Origin of the sequence: Acinetobacter lwoffii (assembly GCF_024129855.1) — a bacterium.
Taxonomy (GTDB): Bacteria; Pseudomonadota; Gammaproteobacteria; order Pseudomonadales; family Moraxellaceae; genus Acinetobacter; species Acinetobacter lwoffii_L.
Genome location: NZ_JAMXXC010000001.1, coordinates 179134 through 196648, shown reverse-complemented (window position 1 = coordinate 196648; position 17515 = coordinate 179134). Strand labels below are relative to the sequence as shown.

General features: G+C 43.5%; 17 protein-coding genes and 1 other RNA gene. 4 read left to right on the top strand and 14 right to left on the bottom strand.

Translation table 11 applies throughout. The features are described from left to right. Window positions 1-33: 33 nt before the first annotated feature. The 7 genes from NI465_RS00875 to NI465_RS00845 form a co-directional block, all read right to left on the bottom strand. The gene (locus tag NI465_RS00875) at window positions 34-288 is read right to left on the bottom strand and encodes a hypothetical protein (protein ID WP_004646359.1); all 255 of its coding nucleotides are present in this window, start codon (window positions 286-288) and stop codon (window positions 34-36) included. 174 nt (window positions 289-462) lie between these two features. After that, window positions 463-1710 carry an FAD-dependent monooxygenase gene (locus NI465_RS00870; RefSeq protein ID WP_253143928.1) on the bottom strand — a complete coding sequence of 416 codons (1248 nt, stop codon included), beginning with the start codon at window positions 1708-1710 and terminating at the stop codon, window positions 463-465. Further along, window positions 1707-2915: a 2-octaprenyl-6-methoxyphenyl hydroxylase gene (ubiH, locus tag NI465_RS00865; protein ID WP_253143926.1), complete on the bottom strand. Its 1209-nt coding sequence runs from the start codon at window positions 2913-2915 to the stop codon at window positions 1707-1709. The genes NI465_RS00870 and ubiH overlap by 4 nt, the downstream gene beginning before the upstream one ends. 105 nt (window positions 2916-3020) lie before the next feature. Further along, complete coding sequence (locus NI465_RS00860) at window positions 3021-3455, bottom strand: GNAT family N-acetyltransferase (RefSeq protein ID WP_253143925.1); 435 nt, start codon at window positions 3453-3455, stop codon at window positions 3021-3023. Between the two features lie 663 nt (window positions 3456-4118). After that, window positions 4119-4358 carry a DUF378 domain-containing protein gene (locus tag NI465_RS00855; RefSeq protein WP_253143923.1) on the bottom strand — a complete coding sequence of 80 codons (240 nt, stop codon included), beginning with the start codon at window positions 4356-4358 and terminating at the stop codon, window positions 4119-4121. A gap of 293 nt (window positions 4359-4651) precedes the next feature. Beyond that, window positions 4652-5986 (bottom strand): Xaa-Pro aminopeptidase, encoded by a 1335-nt coding sequence (pepP, locus tag NI465_RS00850; protein ID WP_253143920.1) that lies wholly within the window; start codon window positions 5984-5986, stop codon window positions 4652-4654. 133 nt (window positions 5987-6119) lie between these two features. After that, complete coding sequence (locus tag NI465_RS00845; RefSeq protein WP_005107470.1) at window positions 6120-6752, bottom strand: UPF0149 family protein; 633 nt, start codon at window positions 6750-6752, stop codon at window positions 6120-6122. A gap of 64 nt (window positions 6753-6816) precedes the next feature. Here NI465_RS00845 and NI465_RS00840 point away from each other — a divergent pair, with 64 nt between their 5' ends. From NI465_RS00840 to ssrS, 3 genes are all read left to right on the top strand, one after another. After that, complete coding sequence (locus tag NI465_RS00840; RefSeq protein WP_253143918.1) at window positions 6817-7374, top strand: hypothetical protein; 558 nt, start codon at window positions 6817-6819, stop codon at window positions 7372-7374. After that, entirely contained in the window at window positions 7371-7658 is a 288-nt protein-coding gene (locus NI465_RS00835) for a cell division protein ZapA (protein ID WP_004279505.1), read from the top strand. Before NI465_RS00840 ends, NI465_RS00835 begins: the two co-directional genes overlap by 4 nt. A gap of 97 nt (window positions 7659-7755) precedes the next feature. Further along, a non-coding RNA gene (gene ssrS / locus NI465_RS00830) (6S RNA) lies at window positions 7756-7939 on the top strand. Between the two features lie 204 nt (window positions 7940-8143). Here ssrS and NI465_RS00825 read toward each other — a convergent pair. The 7 genes from NI465_RS00825 to NI465_RS00795 all read right to left on the bottom strand — a co-directional run bounded on the left by NI465_RS00825 (window position 8144) and on the right by NI465_RS00795 (window position 16400). Further along, window positions 8144-8305 (bottom strand): YqaE/Pmp3 family membrane protein, encoded by a 162-nt coding sequence (locus tag NI465_RS00825; RefSeq protein WP_253143917.1) that lies wholly within the window; start codon window positions 8303-8305, stop codon window positions 8144-8146. Window positions 8306-8613: 308 nt separating this feature from the next. Then, window positions 8614-9900: a PQQ-dependent sugar dehydrogenase gene (locus tag NI465_RS00820; protein ID WP_435575054.1), complete on the bottom strand. Its 1287-nt coding sequence runs from the start codon at window positions 9898-9900 to the stop codon at window positions 8614-8616. Between the two features lie 214 nt (window positions 9901-10114). Then, window positions 10115-10822: a GntR family transcriptional regulator gene (locus NI465_RS00815; protein ID WP_253143912.1), complete on the bottom strand. Its 708-nt coding sequence runs from the start codon at window positions 10820-10822 to the stop codon at window positions 10115-10117. An 11-nt stretch (window positions 10823-10833) separates the two neighbouring features. Further along, window positions 10834-14433 carry an urea carboxylase gene (uca, locus tag NI465_RS00810; protein WP_253143911.1) on the bottom strand — a complete coding sequence of 1200 codons (3600 nt, stop codon included), beginning with the start codon at window positions 14431-14433 and terminating at the stop codon, window positions 10834-10836. A 67-nt stretch (window positions 14434-14500) separates the two neighbouring features. Continuing rightward, complete coding sequence (locus NI465_RS00805; protein WP_253143909.1) at window positions 14501-14767, bottom strand: hypothetical protein; 267 nt, start codon at window positions 14765-14767, stop codon at window positions 14501-14503. Window positions 14768-15125: 358 nt separating this feature from the next. Continuing rightward, window positions 15126-15716 (bottom strand): hypothetical protein, encoded by a 591-nt coding sequence (locus NI465_RS00800; RefSeq protein WP_219309840.1) that lies wholly within the window; start codon window positions 15714-15716, stop codon window positions 15126-15128. Between the two features lie 201 nt (window positions 15717-15917). After that, entirely contained in the window at window positions 15918-16400 is a 483-nt protein-coding gene (locus NI465_RS00795) for a VOC family protein (protein ID WP_253144095.1), read from the bottom strand. A gap of 443 nt (window positions 16401-16843) precedes the next feature. Between NI465_RS00795 and NI465_RS00790 the strand changes: the two genes are divergently transcribed. Continuing rightward, on the top strand, window positions 16844-17425 hold the full coding sequence (locus NI465_RS00790; protein WP_071850612.1) for a 5-formyltetrahydrofolate cyclo-ligase: 582 nt from the start codon (window positions 16844-16846) through the stop codon (window positions 17423-17425). Window positions 17426-17515: the final 90 nt, after the last annotated feature.

The window sequence follows — 17515 nt, the reverse complement described above, 5'->3', positions numbered from 1 at the left end:
GTGTTTTTTATAAGAAACAAGTTAATCAATAACTTATTCTTTGGCTACTGATTCATCTGCCGGCACTTCAACAATACGACCACCACTGGCAAGGAAAGCCGCAATCTCGTCTTCAAGTGCTTGACGCTTTTTCAGCTTTGCAGTGACGGTCAAAGTTTCAGCTTCTACAAGATCGGTATCACTGACGACCTCTGTGCTATCGACCGCGCCTTTTTCAGCGGCTTTTGCTTCATCATCGTCAACAATTGAATCTTCAACGTCGTCATCATAATCATTCATGTCTGTCATTTGCATCTCCCCAAAAATGGCCCTCGCTTGGTATTCCAAGTCAGGTATCGAATTAAGTGAAATTTAGCAATCTCTTCGACCTTCGCCTAGTACCAAACATCAAAAAATCGTATCTTTTTTAAACAAAATCGTTACTCTTTATTGGTGTTTGTTTAAAAAATTTACATTTCTGTCTTAAGCTGCGTAGCGTGTGTCTTTAAGTAAACCCAGACCATTGGCTTGCGCCATAAATGCATCTTTCAACATGGGCTGATTTTCTACCTGTTTCAGGCCGAAATTGCGTGCCCAAACCATCGGGAAGAATAATGTGGTTTCCATCCAGCCAATCGCAGACATGCTGTGCATCATGGCATCGTTCTGGCCCTTACGGCGATGCTCATAGCGTTTTAGGGTCTGCTCATGTGCCCATACGCCACGCGCCTGATCATGCAGCAAAACATCACAAAGCACGGCAGCATCCAGACAGCCAATATTCACCCCTTGACCTGCTAGTGGATGAATGACATGTGCGGCATCTCCAATCAGTGCTAAACCATCTTGAACGTATTGCTGGGCGGCGCGGGCTTTTAAAGGGAAAGTGGCACGTGGTGTCGCCTGCAATACTTCACCCAGCATATGCTGGCTTTCACGGGTTAATAGCTGGGTAAACTCAGCATCTGACAACGCTGCATATTCTTCGGCATAATCCTCTGGCAAGGTCCAGACAATCGATTGCCAGTGTCCCTGCTCTTCCGGATTAAGGCTGGCCATAGGTAGAAAAGCCAATGGACCGGTTTCGAGAAAAATCTGACGTGCCATATGCTGATGAGGCTGTGCAGTTTTAATGGCACAACTGATGCCCGCCTGTTTATAGTCCAGTACATCAATATCGATGAAAGCTTGCTCACGGACAAAGGAATTGGCCCCATCTGCGCCGATCACCAGTTTAGTTTGGAGTTGTGTACCATCAGCCAGATGAATGATCCACACACCGACTCCACGTTCGATGCGGCTAACTTTGACCTGTGTTCTATAATCTTGAACATCTTCAAGCATCTTTTGCTGAATGGCCAGATTCAGAATACTGGGCTCCACCATCGAGCCTAAAGCCTGCTCTACCGATGGTGTTTTTTCTGAAGACTGGCCAAAATTAATTTCACCATAGCCATTTTTATTCCACACCTGCATACCAGTATAAGGCTGCTGGCGTACTAAATTTTCCCAGACACCCACCGTTTTTAACAGGTGAATGGTTGCCTGACTTAAAGCCAAAACACGCGGATTGGCCACACGCAAAGTTTTATCTGCATCCAGAATTGGCGCTGCATCCAGAACTGTAGGCTGCACACCACCTTGAGCTAACAGAAGCGCTGTAAGTCCACCAACTAGCCCACCACCAATAATGACGACGTCTAATATTTCGTTAGTTTGATTTAAGCTCATGCTTTTAACCCCATGGCATAATTTGCAACGAGTGGCTTGATGCCAGGAATCGTATCAAAAGCGATTAAACCTGTATTACGCATCAGCTTTAAAAATGGATTCTGGTTACTAAAGCCACGTACCACTGAATCACAGAACTTGATCACACGCTGCTGGTCACTGAGACGAGATTTTTCATAGTCTTGTAATATTCCAGCATCGCCCAAGTCTGCGCCTTGTACCTGCTGTTCTTTCAGGTAACGCACCAATACATGCGCATCACGCATACACAGGTTAAAACCCTGACCAGCGACCGGATGAATCGTATGGGCAGCATTGCCCATCAATACGACACGGCCAACAGCCTGTTTTTCGGCTAACACTTGAGACAATGGAAAACTGAACCGTTTTCCGGTTTTCTGGAATTTTCCGGCACGATCACCATACGTTTCCTGTAAGGCATCCAGAAAATGCTGGTCATTTTCATCCCCCAACCATTCTCCTTCAGTACCTTTTTTCACTGGCCAGACCACTGAACGACGATATTCGCCCGGCAATGGCAACAGTGCCAAAGGGCCCAGATGGCTGAAACGTTCAAAACCAACATGACCATGTGGCTTCGAAGTTTGTACTGTGGTCACAATTGCCACCTGATCATAGTCATGTTCTGAGGCGCCAATACCCAAGGCTTTTCGGCAGAAAGAATCCCGCCCATCGGCGGCAATAACCAGTTTGGACTGTAATTTTAGTGACGATTCACCACGCTGAGCTTCGATATAAGCAAAGTCTGTATCTTGGATAAGGGATGTCACTTGAACACCATCAATCAGTTCAATTAATGGCTCTTTTTTGACTTGGGTCAGCAGTACACGACCGAGCCAGGCATTTTCAATGACCTGACCAAAGCTTTCGACTTTTTCCTGCTCGGCTTTCAGTCGGGCCTTACCAAAGCTGCCTTGTTCGGTAATATTCACTTCCAGAATTGGGGTAGCATGTTCTTGCAAGGCATTCCAAAGTCCAAGTTCCTGATAAATCTGCACGCTACGGCGTGACAAGGCACTGTTACGTGCATCAAAACTGGAATGATAGGGCGCAAGATTTTCATCATCATAATCTGGATATTTGATGGCTTCCAACAGTTTGACTGCAATATTGGTTTTCGCCAACATCAATGCGAGGCTTAAGCCGACCATCCCACCACCGACAATGATGACTTCTTGTTGCATGCTTACTTCCTTATCTGTTTATTCGCATCTATGGCGAATTACATAAAACGTATACTGGTTTTATCTTACCTCAAGGCTTTAAATTTTTATAATGATTCGTTTTATTTAGTTTTCTTCATGATGATCCAGCCTATATTGAAAAATCAAGACATCACGCTTTTCATTACCTAACTTCGGCAATAGAGTATAAGCATTGATCCGTTCAACGATTTCAAACCCTGTCTTTAACAGCACTTGGTGTGCCTGTATATGTTCTGCATCGCAGAAAGTATCCAGTGATTTAAGTGTAAGATATTGTTTAAAATACTGAATCACCGCTTTCATCGCCTCAAGCATATAGCCCTGACCCTGAAATCGAGGACCAAGTCCGAAATGAACTTCAAGGCTGTTATTTTGCTGTTGAATGATCGTTAGTAACCCGATTGCCAGATGACTTTTTCGCTCAGCAATCACCCATGAAAATCCGTCACTCGGTTGCTGCCAATAGCTTAACGCCCATTTCTGTAACATCTGCTGAGTTTGACCGACTGTTGTATGCATCTGTCGTTGTAAGTATTTTGATGCTTCAACGTCGCCACAATACTCTTAGAATAATGAAAATTCATCTCCAACTTTATATACTCTTAACTCCAACCGAGTTGTCTTTAATTCAGCAACTAAAATATTTATACTCACTTTTATCAACTCAGCATTAAAAAACGGAATGTTGTAATTTCATTTGGCACTTATACGATTCGATCGCAAACCTAGTCAAATTGGTATAACTCGATCTACTCGCTTCGCACAATTTTGAATACATACTGATGCTCGTAGATCCTGAATGATAAAATTGTGAATCAAGCCATTTATAAATGAGCTGATATTCACTTTCAGTAGCAGGAGGCCCATTTACAATCACTATTCTTTTCTTATTTTAAGATAATTGTATAAATATAACTCGATCTTTGAGCTAACAGATATTTTAAAAAAATTTATCCAACCATGTACAATCTAATCTTATTTGTATGATAGTGATCATCAAAATCTTTAGCTAGGCATTGTTGTAGATCTGGGGATGGTTCTATTAATAACGTATAAACACCTAATAAAAAACCCCGGAAATCTACCGAGGTTTCTTCATCTTCCACACTATTTCTATCCTCTCGGCAAGTTACTCGAAGACATGAATCCTACCTTGCAAGAAACTCGCCCAAGAAGATTAGCTTAACGCATAATATTGGTATGATGATCTGTGTGGTGTACTGTTTTACCCAACTTCGTTCCTGTATAAATCAGGTACAATGCCGACAAACCAACCAATACATAAACAATTCGAGATAAGGCGCTCATATCACCAAAGATTGCAGCGACCAAATTAAAATCGAATGCACCAATTAAACCCCAATTAATGCCACCAATGATTGTTAAAGCATAAGCAATCCAGTCAATCGTATTTAATCTCATAAGTGTTCTCCTGCTGTTATTTAAGTTTATTTAAGGATCAGAGAAAGTATGAGAATCTCAGCGCATTTAATATGTAGCTTTGATGCTAAAAACGGATTTTCTGTGTTGACTTCCTGTCAATTTTTAAGCTGTAAATTTTACTTAGGTGAGTTTTATTTGACTTGTTCGATATAAACGTAAGCTAAATCACTTTTTGATCGATGCGATATAGCTAGGAATTCTTGTTTGAAACGGCATAGAAATGTCATAAAAAAAGCCGATCTTGCGACCGGCTTGCTGTATTTTTTCTCAAATTAAGCAGCGCACGCTTTCGCCATTAATGCCTCAATCTCTTCTACCGTTTTGACGACTTTCGCGGTTAAAACTAGCGGGCCATTTGCAGTGGTCACCACATCATCTTCAATCCTAATGCCAATTCCACGCCATTTAGCATCTACTGTTTCATCATCAGGCGCGATATAAAGACCCGGCTCAACGGTCACGACCATACCCTCTTCATACGAGCGCCATTCACCGTCCACCTTATAAGCACCGACATCATGCACATCCATACCGAGCCAGTGTCCGGTACCATGCATGTAGAACTGGCGGAAAGCTTCTTTTTCTATAATGTCGTCAATATTCCCCTGCATCAAGCCAAGATCGAGCAAACCTTGCACTAGGATGCGCACTGCAACATTATGTGGTTCTTTATACGAGTTACCAATTTGCACAGCATTAATTGCAGCAATTTGAGCATCCAGCACTACATTATATAAAGCTTTCTGTTCCGGGCTAAATTTACCATTCACTGGAAAGGTACGGGTAATGTCTGAAGCATAAAGCTGATATTCAGCCGCAGCATCAATCAGGACCAAATCGCCATCTTTCAGTTCTTTGTCATTTTCTACATAATGCAGGATGCAGGCATTCTCACCGCCACCGACAATACTGTTGTAGGCCGGAACACCGCCATTTTTGCCAAAGATATAATTCAGCTCAGCTTCCAGTGCATATTCCATCATGCCCGGGCGTACTGCTAGCATCGCTTGAGTATGTGCATCAGCAGAAATATCGGAAGCAATCTGCATCAATTCAATTTCATTTGCATCTTTATGCAGACGCATTTCATCAACAATACGATCCAGCTGAATTACTTGCGCTGGCGCAGAAGTACCACGACGGCTTTCACCACTTGCAGTTGCAATCCATTTGGCGACACGCGCATCAAACTCTGCATGCTGTCCAATGCGATAAAATAACTGATCTTTATTTTGTAACTTTTCTAAGATTTCTTCATCCAGCAAATCAATCGCATAGGCTTCATCTGCATCATAATCCTGAATAGCCCCATCAATACCCGCGCGGTAGCCATTCCAGATTTCCATTTCACGGTTGCGTTCACGACAGAACAAACTGTAGCTATAGCCTTCTTCTTCAGTGTCAAAGGTTTCAATCACAGCCACAGCTTCAGGTTCCGCGAATCCGGTTAAATAGAAGAAACTACTGTCTGCACGGTATTTATAATCTGCATCACGGTTACGCATGGCTACCGGACTGGTCGCGATAATAGCGATACTGCGTAAACCGATTTCCCCTGCGAGGATTGCGCGACGTTCCTCAAAAACTGCCTGTGTCAATTTCTTCATTACACCTTACTTCTTTCTTATCGATCAATACTTGTATTTAGAATATAGTCTTGAAATCAGACTATAGATTTCACTGTAAACAGCAAAATATATGCCTGATTTCAAGCAGGTGATGACTCACCTCAGCATTTCATCAGCTTGGACGTTTAGGCGAGAAAATCTCGACTACACTTTGCGCTTCTGTAGTAGCGACTTTAGGCTGATTTTTTTGACTAAATTGCTGTAAGAGGGGCGTTTCTTCAACTTCGACCTTTTTACGCCCTAAAGACAGACTGACAGGAATCAGACGCACAAATTCGTACAATTCCTGATAGCTTTCTTCACCTTCATCATCATCGTCTGAGTCTTCAAATTCAACTGCGGCTACATCTTGTAAATGTTCAATCAGCTCAACTTCATCCTGACGGATATGTCCTGAAGCCAGTCCGAAACCTAAGACCACGCCTGCACACCAGTCCGCCAGAGCCTGTACGCGTTCTGAAAGCACATGCTCATCATCAGGCAGCAAAGGTAAATAATCCAGCTCATCTTCAGACAATGCATGGAACACATCTTCAGCTTCGCCCGCCAACAACTCTAATGCTTCGGCATCCAGTTCAGGTACATCCAGTGTTTCTAAAATCTGTAACCACTCTTCACTGCTTGGCGCCTGGGTGACACAAACAATGCCAGTCAGCAAACCATGTAGTTCGCTAGGGCTAGAAATTTCCTCAATTGAAGAAAAATTGCGGTGCCATTCGGTCCAACCTGAAATATCGTCTTGCATTCGTTTATCCAATCTTTATACTGCTTATATATTACCTTTGTTTGCAACACTGTGCGACCTCGATATGTTAGAAGAATTACAGCGTCTACAAGTGCAGATCGGCGTGTTAAAAACGCGACTTGCACGGCTTGAAAGTGAAAATTCCAGTTTGCGCGAAGAGCAAGACTCTTCAATGATGCAACATCGACAGCAAATTGAACAAAAAAATAGCGTGATTGCGCAAAAACAACAAGAAAATGAAAATCTGACAGAACAATTGACGGATTCTCGTGCCCAATTTCAACTGCTCAATAATGATGCAACTGCACTGGCAGACCGTTATGGCCGTCTGGAAAAAAGCTGTACCGACCTAAAAAACCGTTTTCAGGAAATTCTGGCTGAACGCAATGAGCTGCGCATAGTTAAGGAAAAGATGATCCTTGAACAGCGTCATGCTCAGCAGGAAATTCAGCGTCTGACTCAGGAATCTGAACGCTTAACCCAGAAAAATGAAAATGCCAAAGCCAAGGTTGAAGCGATTATTCAACGTCTAGCGATTCTCGGTACTGCGCAGGATCATCATGCACAGGAAATTCAACAACTGGCCCATCCGACTGAAGCGACTGAGGAAGCCTCATCATGAGTGAACAAATTGCAATTGATCTCAGAGTATTGGGGCATAGTTTCCGTCTGGCCTCTACTCCTGACAAGCAGGAAGAATTAGAACGCGCAGCACAGTTATTAAATGACAAATATGATGAATTTCGCCGTAAAGCGCCACGCATGGAACCCAGCAAGCTGATTATTATGGTGGCACTTGAGCTGATGCAGGAGGTCTTGAATATGAACAGATCCCTGCAACAATATGCACATTGCGAGCGTTTGTTACAAACTATTTTAGAAGAAGTTGAAGAACTAACTGAATAATCTCGAATTCTGTTTAAACTTCGGACATTCGACCGAACTGTTTACAGTTCATGAACAGCATAGAGTTGCCACACCGGGATTATTGTTTATAATTAACTTAACTCTGAGGTGTTCGCCAGCGGGTCTATTCCCCTGCCGATACTAACACTTATGGGTGTGTTCTGTATATTTAGAGTGTATGCCCATCTCCGTATGGGAAACCCAGCAAGTATACGTCGCATCCTCCTTGAACTCATCGGGTTCAGGGTAATGACACATGCAGCGGCATCTTCGGAGTACTTCAATTTCTTTTTCAAAATATAATAATAATTTTTCCTGAATTTTCTCTTATTTTAATTTTGTAGTATTTCTCTCGAACATTCCTCTAGATTCATTTTATCGATGTATTCATCATCTGGAAGGTGAAAATAATCTTTCGCTATAAAAATATAGAGCTTTTACTGCCGTCAAATCAAATAATCTTTCAGTAATTTATTTTCCTATTTTCAGGCTATTTTATCCTGATATAAAGTATGCATCGCCCAGATTGCAGCAGGAATCCAGCCTAAAATCGAAATCTGAAGTATTAAGCACACTGTCGCTTCGACTGGCCGATGAAGGGTCATAAATAATGACCAAGGGAAAATAAATGCAATAATTGATTTCACTCTTTAAAATCCTCTTTTTGCGATATTTTAAATTTTTATATCCAGTTTTTAGCAGCACTTAAAACTGGTACTTAGGTTTAGATAATTTTTAATGGGATCAGCAGAATCTCTGTACATGCTGTAATCCCGCGTAAAAATATCCTGAAAGCCTAATTCAGCCAGCTTAAATGAAGCTTAAAAATTATTTTAAATCCGCTAACCTTTGCATATTTTCAATCAAAATATTGACGTTTGAATGAAACAGTCTTTGCTTTAACTTTTACTTTCCATAGATTCAAATCTGAATAAAATCTTGAATCCCTAGACCTTTATTTACTTACTGCAGCTAGTGTACTCAAGGGTGATACTCGCCAAATCACATCACCGACATCATCAGCAACCAAAATGGCACCTGAAGAATCTACCGCCACACCGACCGGTCGCCCATATGCATCGCCCTGATCACTTAAAAATCCAGTCAAGACATCTTGAGGTGGGCCCATCGGTTGCCCATTCTGAAAGGGAACAAAAATCACTTTATAGCCACTATGCGGTTTGCGGTTCCATGAACCATGCTGGCCAATCAGCGCCCCATTTCGATATTGAGGCATCAGATCTGCCCTATAGAAAGCCAAGCCCAATGATGCAGTATGATTGCCCAATGCATAATCCGGTGAAATTGCCCGCACAACCTGGGCAGGATTTTGCGGTTTGACCCGTGTATCTACATGTTGGCCATAATAACTATAGGGCCAGCCATAAAAAGCGCCCTCTTTGACAGAGGTCAGATAATCAGGAACCAGATCATTACCGAGTTCATCACGTTCATTTACCACCGTCCAGAGTGCGCCACTCTGGGGTTGCCAATCCATCCCATTCGGATTACGCAGTCCGGTAGCAAAAGGTCGTGCTTGAGCACTAGCTATGTCAAATTCCATGATCAGTGCCCGGCCTTGTTCTTGATCCAGGCCATTTTCAGCGACATTGCTGTTGGAACCCACTGTAATATAGAGTTTGCTGCCGGCAGGATTAGCAATGGCGTTTTTGGTCCAGTGATGGTTTAAACGGCCTGCCGGTAAATCCAGCACCTTGGTACCGGCTGCTGTAATTTGAGTCGCACCGTTCTGATAAGGAAAGCGCATTAGGGCATCAGTATTCGCCACATACAACATATTGCCGACCAGTGCCATGCCAAATGGAGAATTGAGATTCTGTAAAAATACGATTTTTTGTTCAGCCACCCCATCTCCATTGCTATCGCGAAGCAGACTGATGCGGTTGGCACTGGGGTGCGATGAACCTGCACGTTGCATCACCCATTTCATGATTTTGCCTTTGATCCCTTTGCTGTCATCGGGCTTAGGCGGTGCATCGGTTTCAGCCACCAGTACATCACCATTCGGCAATACATACAGCCAGCGCGGATGCTGCAACCCTTTGGCAAATGCCTGAACTTTTAAACCTGTCGCTGTTGTCGGCATTTTACCTTCAGGCCAACCTTTAGCAGGTGCAATATTGACCGTAGGCAGCAAGCTTGATTTTGGTTTGGGCAAATGTGGCTGGGAACCATAACTGTCATTGATTGGCGACTTGGAAGGTATGGTACATCCAGTCATGGTTAGGAGAAGTGCACAGCCGGCACCTGTAAGTAAAAGTTGAATAGGCTGATGAAGCATTTTTATCTCTTGTTATTATCATCCTCAACTTACTTTAAAAAACAATTTGAGATGCCACTAGCGGGTTCTTGTTTTTTCTGGTTATGAATTGGTTATCAATTTTAAGTCAGGTCTGATATTTTTCTTGCTATAAAATAAATTTATCCTGATTAACTTACGCAGGACTAGAGGATAACATTTCCAGTGTAATTTTTTTCACCTCATTACGGCTGTGCCGGATATGGGCATCCAATATAGAGAGACAGAACGCTGCATCTTGTGCAAGTAATCCCCTTAAAATCTGTTGATGTTCGGCATAGGTGGCCTCAATCCGATAATCTTTGGAAAAATCCAGACGGCGTATGATGCGAATTTTCTCGCTGATCTCACTGTGAATTTTCGCCATTTCTGCATTGCCGGCTGCAAATACCAAATGACAATGAAATGCTTCATCTTGTGCAGATAGCTCCCTGAGATCATAGACATACTGTTCTGGTTGAACACACCAGGTTTGAATCAAAACAGCTAGGGCAACCTGCAACTGGTCTTTGGGCATTAGACACAGTTGTTCGACTGCATAACATTCCAGCAAAATTCGCAGATCATATAACTCTTCATAGGCTTTAAAGTTTAGTGGCCGGACCTTCCAGCCACTTCTAAACTGAACGTCCACATAGCCTTCCTGCTGCAAACGATACAAAGCTTGCCGAATAGGTGTACGGCTGACGGCATAGCTTTCAGCAATTTCCGATTCGGTAAACCGCTCTCCCGGCATCAGTTTAAAGTCAAAAATATCATTTTTAATTTTCTGAAAAACCAGCTCAGACAGATTGTCTGAGCTTTTTCCGGTCGCTTTAGTACTTGGATTGCGAACAATAGTCATGGCTCACTCCATTACTCCATATAGACCAGTGGCTCACCACTATGCACGGTCTGACCAGAACGGCAGATAATCGCTTTAACGATACCATCATCGTCAGCATAGACCGGCAGTTCCATTTTCATGGCTTCAATGATGGCCACCGTGTCGCCTTTTTTCACAATCTGCCCCGCTTCTACAAAAATCTTCCAGATATTGCCGGTCATAGAGGCGTTGAGAGGGACATACTGGCTGTAATCGGTGTCATCCTGCAGCACTTCTATTTCTACAGGTGCATCAAACTCGTCTTTCCAGCGTTCTACCTCGGCACTAAAAGCAGCCTGCTGCTGCGCTTTAAAAGCAGCAATGCTGTCCTGTTCTGCAGCAAGGAAATCCTGATATGCTGCAAAGTCAAACTCGCATTCCTCAATTTTGATTTCTGCCAGACCATGGGCGAAATCAGCACGGAACTGATCCAGTTCGGCCTCAGTGGCCTCATAATATTTAATCTGGTCAAAAAAGCGTAAGAACCATTGCTGATCGCCAAACTGCTTGTTCTTTTTAAACTTATTCCAGATCGGTACGGTACGGCCAATCAACTGATAGCCACCCGGTGAGTCCATGCCATAAATACACATATACATGCCACCAATCCCGACTGTACCTTCAGCGGTAAAAGTACGGGCCGGATTATATTTGGAGCTCAGTAAACGGTGGCGAGGATCAATGGGCACTGCACAAGGTGCAGTCAGATACACATCTCCTAGCCCTAAAATCAGATAATTGGCATCAAAAATAATGTCTTTAACTTGCTGACGAGTGTTTAGACCATTAATCCTCTGAATAAAATCGACATTATTCGGTAACCATGGCGCTTTGGCACAGACGCTTTCCTGATAGCGTTCTACCGCACCCAAAGTCGCTGAATCCTCAAAGGCCATGGGTAAATGGATAATTCTTGAAGGTATTTTAATGTCACGTAAATCACCCATCTGTTCTTCAAGACCAAGCAGGAAGTGAATCAGTTGCTGCTGGCTCAAACGCAGACCATCATATTTAATCTGCAAGGATCGCACACCAGGTGATAATTCCAGGATACCGTCAAGATCAGCTTCACGGATCAGTTGCATCAAGCGGTGTACGCGCAGGCGTAGGGCCAAATCCAGTACGTTATCACCGTATTCCAGCAAGATATAACTGTCACCTGCCTGACGATATACAGCTTTTGGTGCATCTGGTGTAGCTTCACGCAATGCCAGAATACTTTCTGCTTGAACTGCCACGACTTCAGCCTCGTAGGGCATCTCTGCCTTGGCAAAGTTTTGGAGGGTTTGAATTTGCTGCCGCTCCAGCGCATTGGCCTGTTCTACCGAAATTGGATAGAAGCTAATCGTGTCATCGGCTTTCAGTTGACCAATTTTCCAAAGTTCAGCTTTGGCAATGGTCACCGGACAGACAAAGCCACCCAGGCTCGGACCATCTTTGGCAAGAATTACGGGGAAATCACCGGTAAAGTTAATCGCACCAATGGCATATTCACAGTCATGTACATTGGATGGATGCAGACCCGCTTCACCGCCATTTTCACGCGCCCAGCTTGGCGTCGGTCCGGTTAAACGGATACCCAATCGGTTCGAGTTAAAATGCACTTTCCAGCTTGATGCAAAAAACTCCTCAATATATTCAGCTTTAAAGAAATCAGGAGCGCCATGCGGACCATAGAGCACACCAATTTTCCATTCCTTGCCATAACTTGGAATCAGATCTGTTGCCAAAACTTCAGGTTCTGCAATCGCTAAAGGTAGACCATCGGCCGGCAGCTCAGGATTCACCATCTTAACCATGTCACCAGCCCGTAACACTCGGCCTGCATGTCCACCAAAATTACCTAAAGCAAAGGTAGAACGGCTACCTAAGTATTCCGATACATTCAGACCATTTCGTACGGCCAAGTAGGTCCGGCAGCCGGATTCCACCTGTCCGATTTTTAGGGTTTGTCCTGCTTTTACCTGAATAGGCTGCCAGAAATTTACTGCTTCATCATCCAGACTTACCGGACAAGGTGCGCCAGTTAAAGCAATGATATTTTCTGCATGAAATTTGAGGATTGGACCTTGCAGGGTAAATTCAAACCCGGCGGCGGCCTCGACATTCCCAACAATTTTATTGGCCAGCCGGAAGGCATAATCATCCATTGGGCCTGAAGGCGGTACACCGATATCCCAATACCCGACACGACCCGGATAATCCTGAATCGAACTTTGTGTACCCGGCTGAATCACCTCAATCACATTCGGCACATATTTGAAATCATCCAGCATGCGTGTCCAGATTTGCATTTGCTCAAAACGTGGATCTGAAATAACAGTATGCATATAATCCAGATTGGTACTAATACCATTCAGGCGAGTTTCAGCTAAAGCCGATTTAAGCGTACGAATGGCAGTATCACGATCTTCAGCATGCACAATAATCTTGGCAATCATTGGGTCAAAATATTGGGAAATTTCAGTACCGGTACTCACCCAGGTATCAACCCGGACGTTTTCCGGGAAAAAGACATCGGTCAAAATCCCTGGACTCGGCTGGAAATTCTTAACTGGATCTTCGGCATAGATTCGTACTTCAATCGCTGCACCCTGAGGCTGAATACTGCTTAGATGCTTCCAATCCATAGTATCGCCTGCTGCGATTTTCAACATGCATTCAATCAGGTCTAAACCGGTCACCATTTCAGTCACCGGATGCTCTACCTGCAAACGGGTATTCACTTCAAGGAAATAAAACTCGTCACGTGCTGCATCGTAAATAAACTCAACCGTACCGGCACTGCGATATTTCACCGATTTACCCAGTTCAACTGCCGCCTGATGCAGTTTTTGACGGGTTGCATCATGTAAATGAGCCGCTGGGGTTTCTTCCACAACCTTCTGATTACGGCGCTGCAGTGAACAGTCACGCTCGCCCAAAGCCACCACCTGTCCCTGTCCATCTCCAAAAATCTGAACTTCGACATGACGGGCTTTATCGATAAAGCGTTCTAAAAATACTCCGGCATCTTTAAAGAACTGCTCGCCCAGACGTTTTACACTTTCATAAGCCTCCCGAAGTGCGTCTGCATCATCACAACGGGTCAAGCCAATTCCGCCACCGCCTGCTGTGCTTTTTAGCATAATTGGATAACCAATTTTTTCAGCTTCTGCCAAAGCTTCGTCCAGACTATTTAGCAGACCTGTACCGGGAGTCATGGGTACATTGGCAGCTGCAGCAAGTTCACGGGCACGATGTTTTAAACCAAACTCTAAAATCTGTTCAGCTGTTGGCCCCATAAAGGCAATATTATTTTCTTCGCAGGCACGGGCAAAGTCAGCACTTTCTGACAGAAAACCATAACCTGGGAAAATTGCTTCGGCCCCGGTATTCTTGGCTGCGGCAATCAGCTTTTCAATACTTAAATAGGTATCACTCGGTTTAGTACCTTCTAAGGACACTGCAATATCTGCATTAATCACATGCTGTGCATAACGGTCCGTTTCTGAATAGACGGCTATACTGGTTACGCCCATTTTTTTTAATGTGCGAATGGCACGAACGGCAATTTCGCCGCGGTTTGCAATCAGTACAGTTTTAAACATGTGAATCCCCTTTTATTCTCTCTATTTTTTGAATCTGCTGAATGGATTTATTTCGTTGTTTTCTGATTCAGCTGCTGTATATAAACCCGCTATCGACTATGTTCACTGCTCTCTGTCGTAGCCTTTGATGCATACCTTCCGCAAATACAGCTTTTTTAAATGCATCGATTTTTGTTTGAATAAGATATGCAGCAGTCCTAACCGAAATCCAGGCAGGTTCATTCCCCTCAAGTCGGGCAATGAATTGAGCCAAGTTATTCAGTGGAAGCATTTTTTGCTGATCGGCATCGCGGCATGCTGGGACTGTCCAGCCGATCATTTTCTGATGAAGCATTCTGCATCCAACCTTGTATCCAAGTTTGAATACAGTTATGCAGAACTTATGCCAGTTTAATTTTTATTTTATTTTCAATATATTAACAAAATTTAAGATGTATAAATTGGGAAGAATTTCATTGGATGGTTGTTTTTGGTTCAGCCTGTTTTCAATTCAGTGCAAAAATTATTCTGCAACTCATATTGTATAATCTGCATCATCTCAACTTTTGCAATGCTCATATAAAAGCCCATCTGTTGATGAGCTTCTAAGTGAACTATTCTATTTGTAGCTTAGTACAGTCATAAAAATTGAGTGTATTAAATACCTGAATTGAAAGGTTTGAATCAGCGTGTATTCGTCATTACGGTATTCACTATTTCACCGGGATCATTAAGTGCTGATAAGGCGTCCCAGACCACATGACATAGGGCAAAGCGGTATCCGGTTGCTTATGCTTAGGATACATATCATAGAAACGAGCTTCAGCACCGACGATCATGACATGGGGACCCGTTTTGACCCAATGATTGCCCGCACTAGGCTTCTTGGCATAGGGATCAACATTACTGGCATCCGTACCACCTGCCAGCATATACATAAAGCCTACTTTCCCGACTGTGGGCGGTTTATGTCCCATCCAGGCCTCTGCCCATTCTAGAGCGGCCTGATCCATACACATTGGGTCTGGACCTGGCGTAGTCGGATTATCAGGCATACAGGTAAACCCATTATTGCCCTTGCGCAAGGTACGCATTTTGCCATCTGCACCGACAGCGACAATCGTGGCCGCAGCGGCTACTTTTTTAGGTGCGGCAGTCATGGCACTTGCAATGGCTTTCTTATCGGCGGCAGAGGAAGCTGCACCTGAGCTAGCTTTGCCCGACATGGGCGGTTCAACGGCTAAAGCGGCAGGTGCAGACAGGGCGACCCATCCCGCCATAAACAGTAATTGAGGAAAATTCATGGCACATTCTCCTTGAATCATCATGAAGAAATTGGATTTAGGTTCAAATCAAGTTGGATTGATCTGAAATTTTTGTAACGGATCCTTATAGAGTTGAGGGATAATTTGAGTTGATAAAAAGAAAGGAGAAGATTTAACTATTGCAGTGAAATTGCGCTACACAGCAATATCAACTCGAATGAAAGACAATATCTTTGGCGCTTAACCATGAAATGCCGCTTCGATCACGGAGATGTCAATTTTTTTCATGGTCATCATCGCATTAAATGCGCGCTTGGCCGCAGCGCGGTCAAGACTGTTACAGGCGTTGATGAGGACCACTGGCGTAATCTGCCAGGAAATGCCCCACTTGTCTTTACACCATCCACACTCACTTTCCTGACCACCATTGCCAATAATGGCATTCCAGTAACGGTCTGTTTCTTCTTGGTCTTCAGTCGCCACCTGAAATGAAAATGCTTCATTGTGTTGAAAGTCAGGGCCACCATTCAACCCGATGCAGACAACGCCCATCACCGTAAATTCAACGGTGATAACATCGCCTTCTTTTCCGGAGGGATAATCTCCGGGTGCAAGATTGATCGCGCCAACTGAGGAGTCTGGAAAGGTTTCTGCATAAAATCGTGCTGCACCTTCGGCATCGTCATCGTACCAAAGGCAGATGGTGTTCTTCGCAATATTCATCATGTTCAATCTCCATTGATTTAGGTCTTACACGCTCTGCCTAAGCACAATGTGTTTCATATATCAGTCGAGAATAGTCATATGATCCCTTGTCTATCTTTCACCAAAAAACAGAATAAACCTACTTTAGAATTGTATTTTTATTGATCGAAAGCTGTTTCAAAGTGCTTAAATTGATGCGTTTCCAGAGTTTGTCACTGAACGATGGATTGCTTGGAAAATCGTGAATCAAAGAAAATGAATTGACCGTTTCGAGATATTAAAAAAATTAGTGATATAAATACTTTTTTAGTTTTTTAACTTTGAGACTGCTGGCAAAATTAGCCGAAATTTAAATAAGCAGATATGGAATAATATAAAATTGCAGCTCATAATTATTTTTTACTTTTCCAGAATTCCCACTTAGACTAGAGCACAATTTTGTTGCATATGCTTTTTGCCCTATGACCATTCAGGAATTAAGAAGATACCTTCGTAAAACACGTCGTCATCTCTCTAAATTTGAGCAAAGGCAGTCCGCACAAAAAGTTCTAAACCGCCTGATCCGCAGTCCAGAATTTATTCACGCCCAACATATTGGCCTGTATTTGCATGCTTTTGGGGAGATTCAGACCCAGGCGATTATTGAACGCTGCTTTAAACTGGGCAAACAGGTGTATCTCCCAGCGATTTGCGACATGAATCAACAGCTGGTCTGGATCCGGATCACCCAGCATCAATATCATAACAAGCGCTTTGCCCATCATCGGCTAGGTATGCGAGAGCCCATGAGCACCCGTGGTGTGCATGTTTCCAACCTGGATTTATTACTCATGCCGCTATTGGCCTGTGATACTTCAGGCACACGGATTGGGATGGGCGGCGGTTTTTATGATCGTACCTTGGCTTCTGCGCCTGGGCGTCCGTTCCGTCTGGGGCTGGCACATGACTTTCAACTGCTGGCACAGCCGTTAAAACGTGAACCATGGGATCAGCCCCTTGATGCTTTAATCACCCCGACAATATTTATAAAGTTCAAACGTTAATTTTGCAATTTTATCCTTGCTAACTACTTTAAAATCACATAATTAGTCATTTTTTATACAATTTAATCTTAACTGCCCTTGTATTTTTTA

Excerpts from the sequence above, each read along its gene's own strand:
- NI465_RS00875 (WP_004646359.1), bottom strand. The coding sequence starts at position 288 with ATGACAGACATGAATGATTATGATGACGACGTTGAAGATTCAATTGTT.
- NI465_RS00870 (WP_253143928.1), bottom strand. The coding sequence starts at position 1,710 with ATGAGCTTAAATCAAACTAACGAAATATTAGACGTCGTCATTATTGGT.
- ubiH (WP_253143926.1), bottom strand. The coding sequence starts at position 2,915 with ATGCAACAAGAAGTCATCATTGTCGGTGGTGGGATGGTCGGCTTAAGC.
- NI465_RS00860 (WP_253143925.1), bottom strand. The coding sequence starts at position 3,455 with ATGCATACAACAGTCGGTCAAACTCAGCAGATGTTACAGAAATGGGCG.
- NI465_RS00855 (WP_253143923.1), bottom strand. The coding sequence starts at position 4,358 with ATGAGATTAAATACGATTGACTGGATTGCTTATGCTTTAACAATCATT.
- pepP (WP_253143920.1), bottom strand. The coding sequence starts at position 5,986 with ATGAAGAAATTGACACAGGCAGTTTTTGAGGAACGTCGCGCAATCCTC.
- NI465_RS00845 (WP_005107470.1), bottom strand. The coding sequence starts at position 6,752 with ATGCAAGACGATATTTCAGGTTGGACCGAATGGCACCGCAATTTTTCT.
- NI465_RS00840 (WP_253143918.1), top strand. The coding sequence starts at position 6,817 with ATGTTAGAAGAATTACAGCGTCTACAAGTGCAGATCGGCGTGTTAAAA.
- NI465_RS00835 (WP_004279505.1), top strand. The coding sequence starts at position 7,371 with ATGAGTGAACAAATTGCAATTGATCTCAGAGTATTGGGGCATAGTTTC.
- NI465_RS00820 (WP_435575054.1), bottom strand. The coding sequence starts at position 9,900 with ATGACTGGATGTACCATACCTTCCAAGTCGCCAATCAATGACAGTTAT.
- NI465_RS00815 (WP_253143912.1), bottom strand. The coding sequence starts at position 10,822 with ATGACTATTGTTCGCAATCCAAGTACTAAAGCGACCGGAAAAAGCTCA.
- uca (WP_253143911.1), bottom strand. The coding sequence starts at position 14,433 with ATGTTTAAAACTGTACTGATTGCAAACCGCGGCGAAATTGCCGTTCGT.
- NI465_RS00805 (WP_253143909.1), bottom strand. The coding sequence starts at position 14,767 with ATGCTTCATCAGAAAATGATCGGCTGGACAGTCCCAGCATGCCGCGAT.
- NI465_RS00800 (WP_219309840.1), bottom strand. The coding sequence starts at position 15,716 with ATGAATTTTCCTCAATTACTGTTTATGGCGGGATGGGTCGCCCTGTCT.
- NI465_RS00795 (WP_253144095.1), bottom strand. The coding sequence starts at position 16,400 with ATGAATATTGCGAAGAACACCATCTGCCTTTGGTACGATGACGATGCC.
- NI465_RS00790 (WP_071850612.1), top strand. The coding sequence starts at position 16,844 with ATGACCATTCAGGAATTAAGAAGATACCTTCGTAAAACACGTCGTCAT.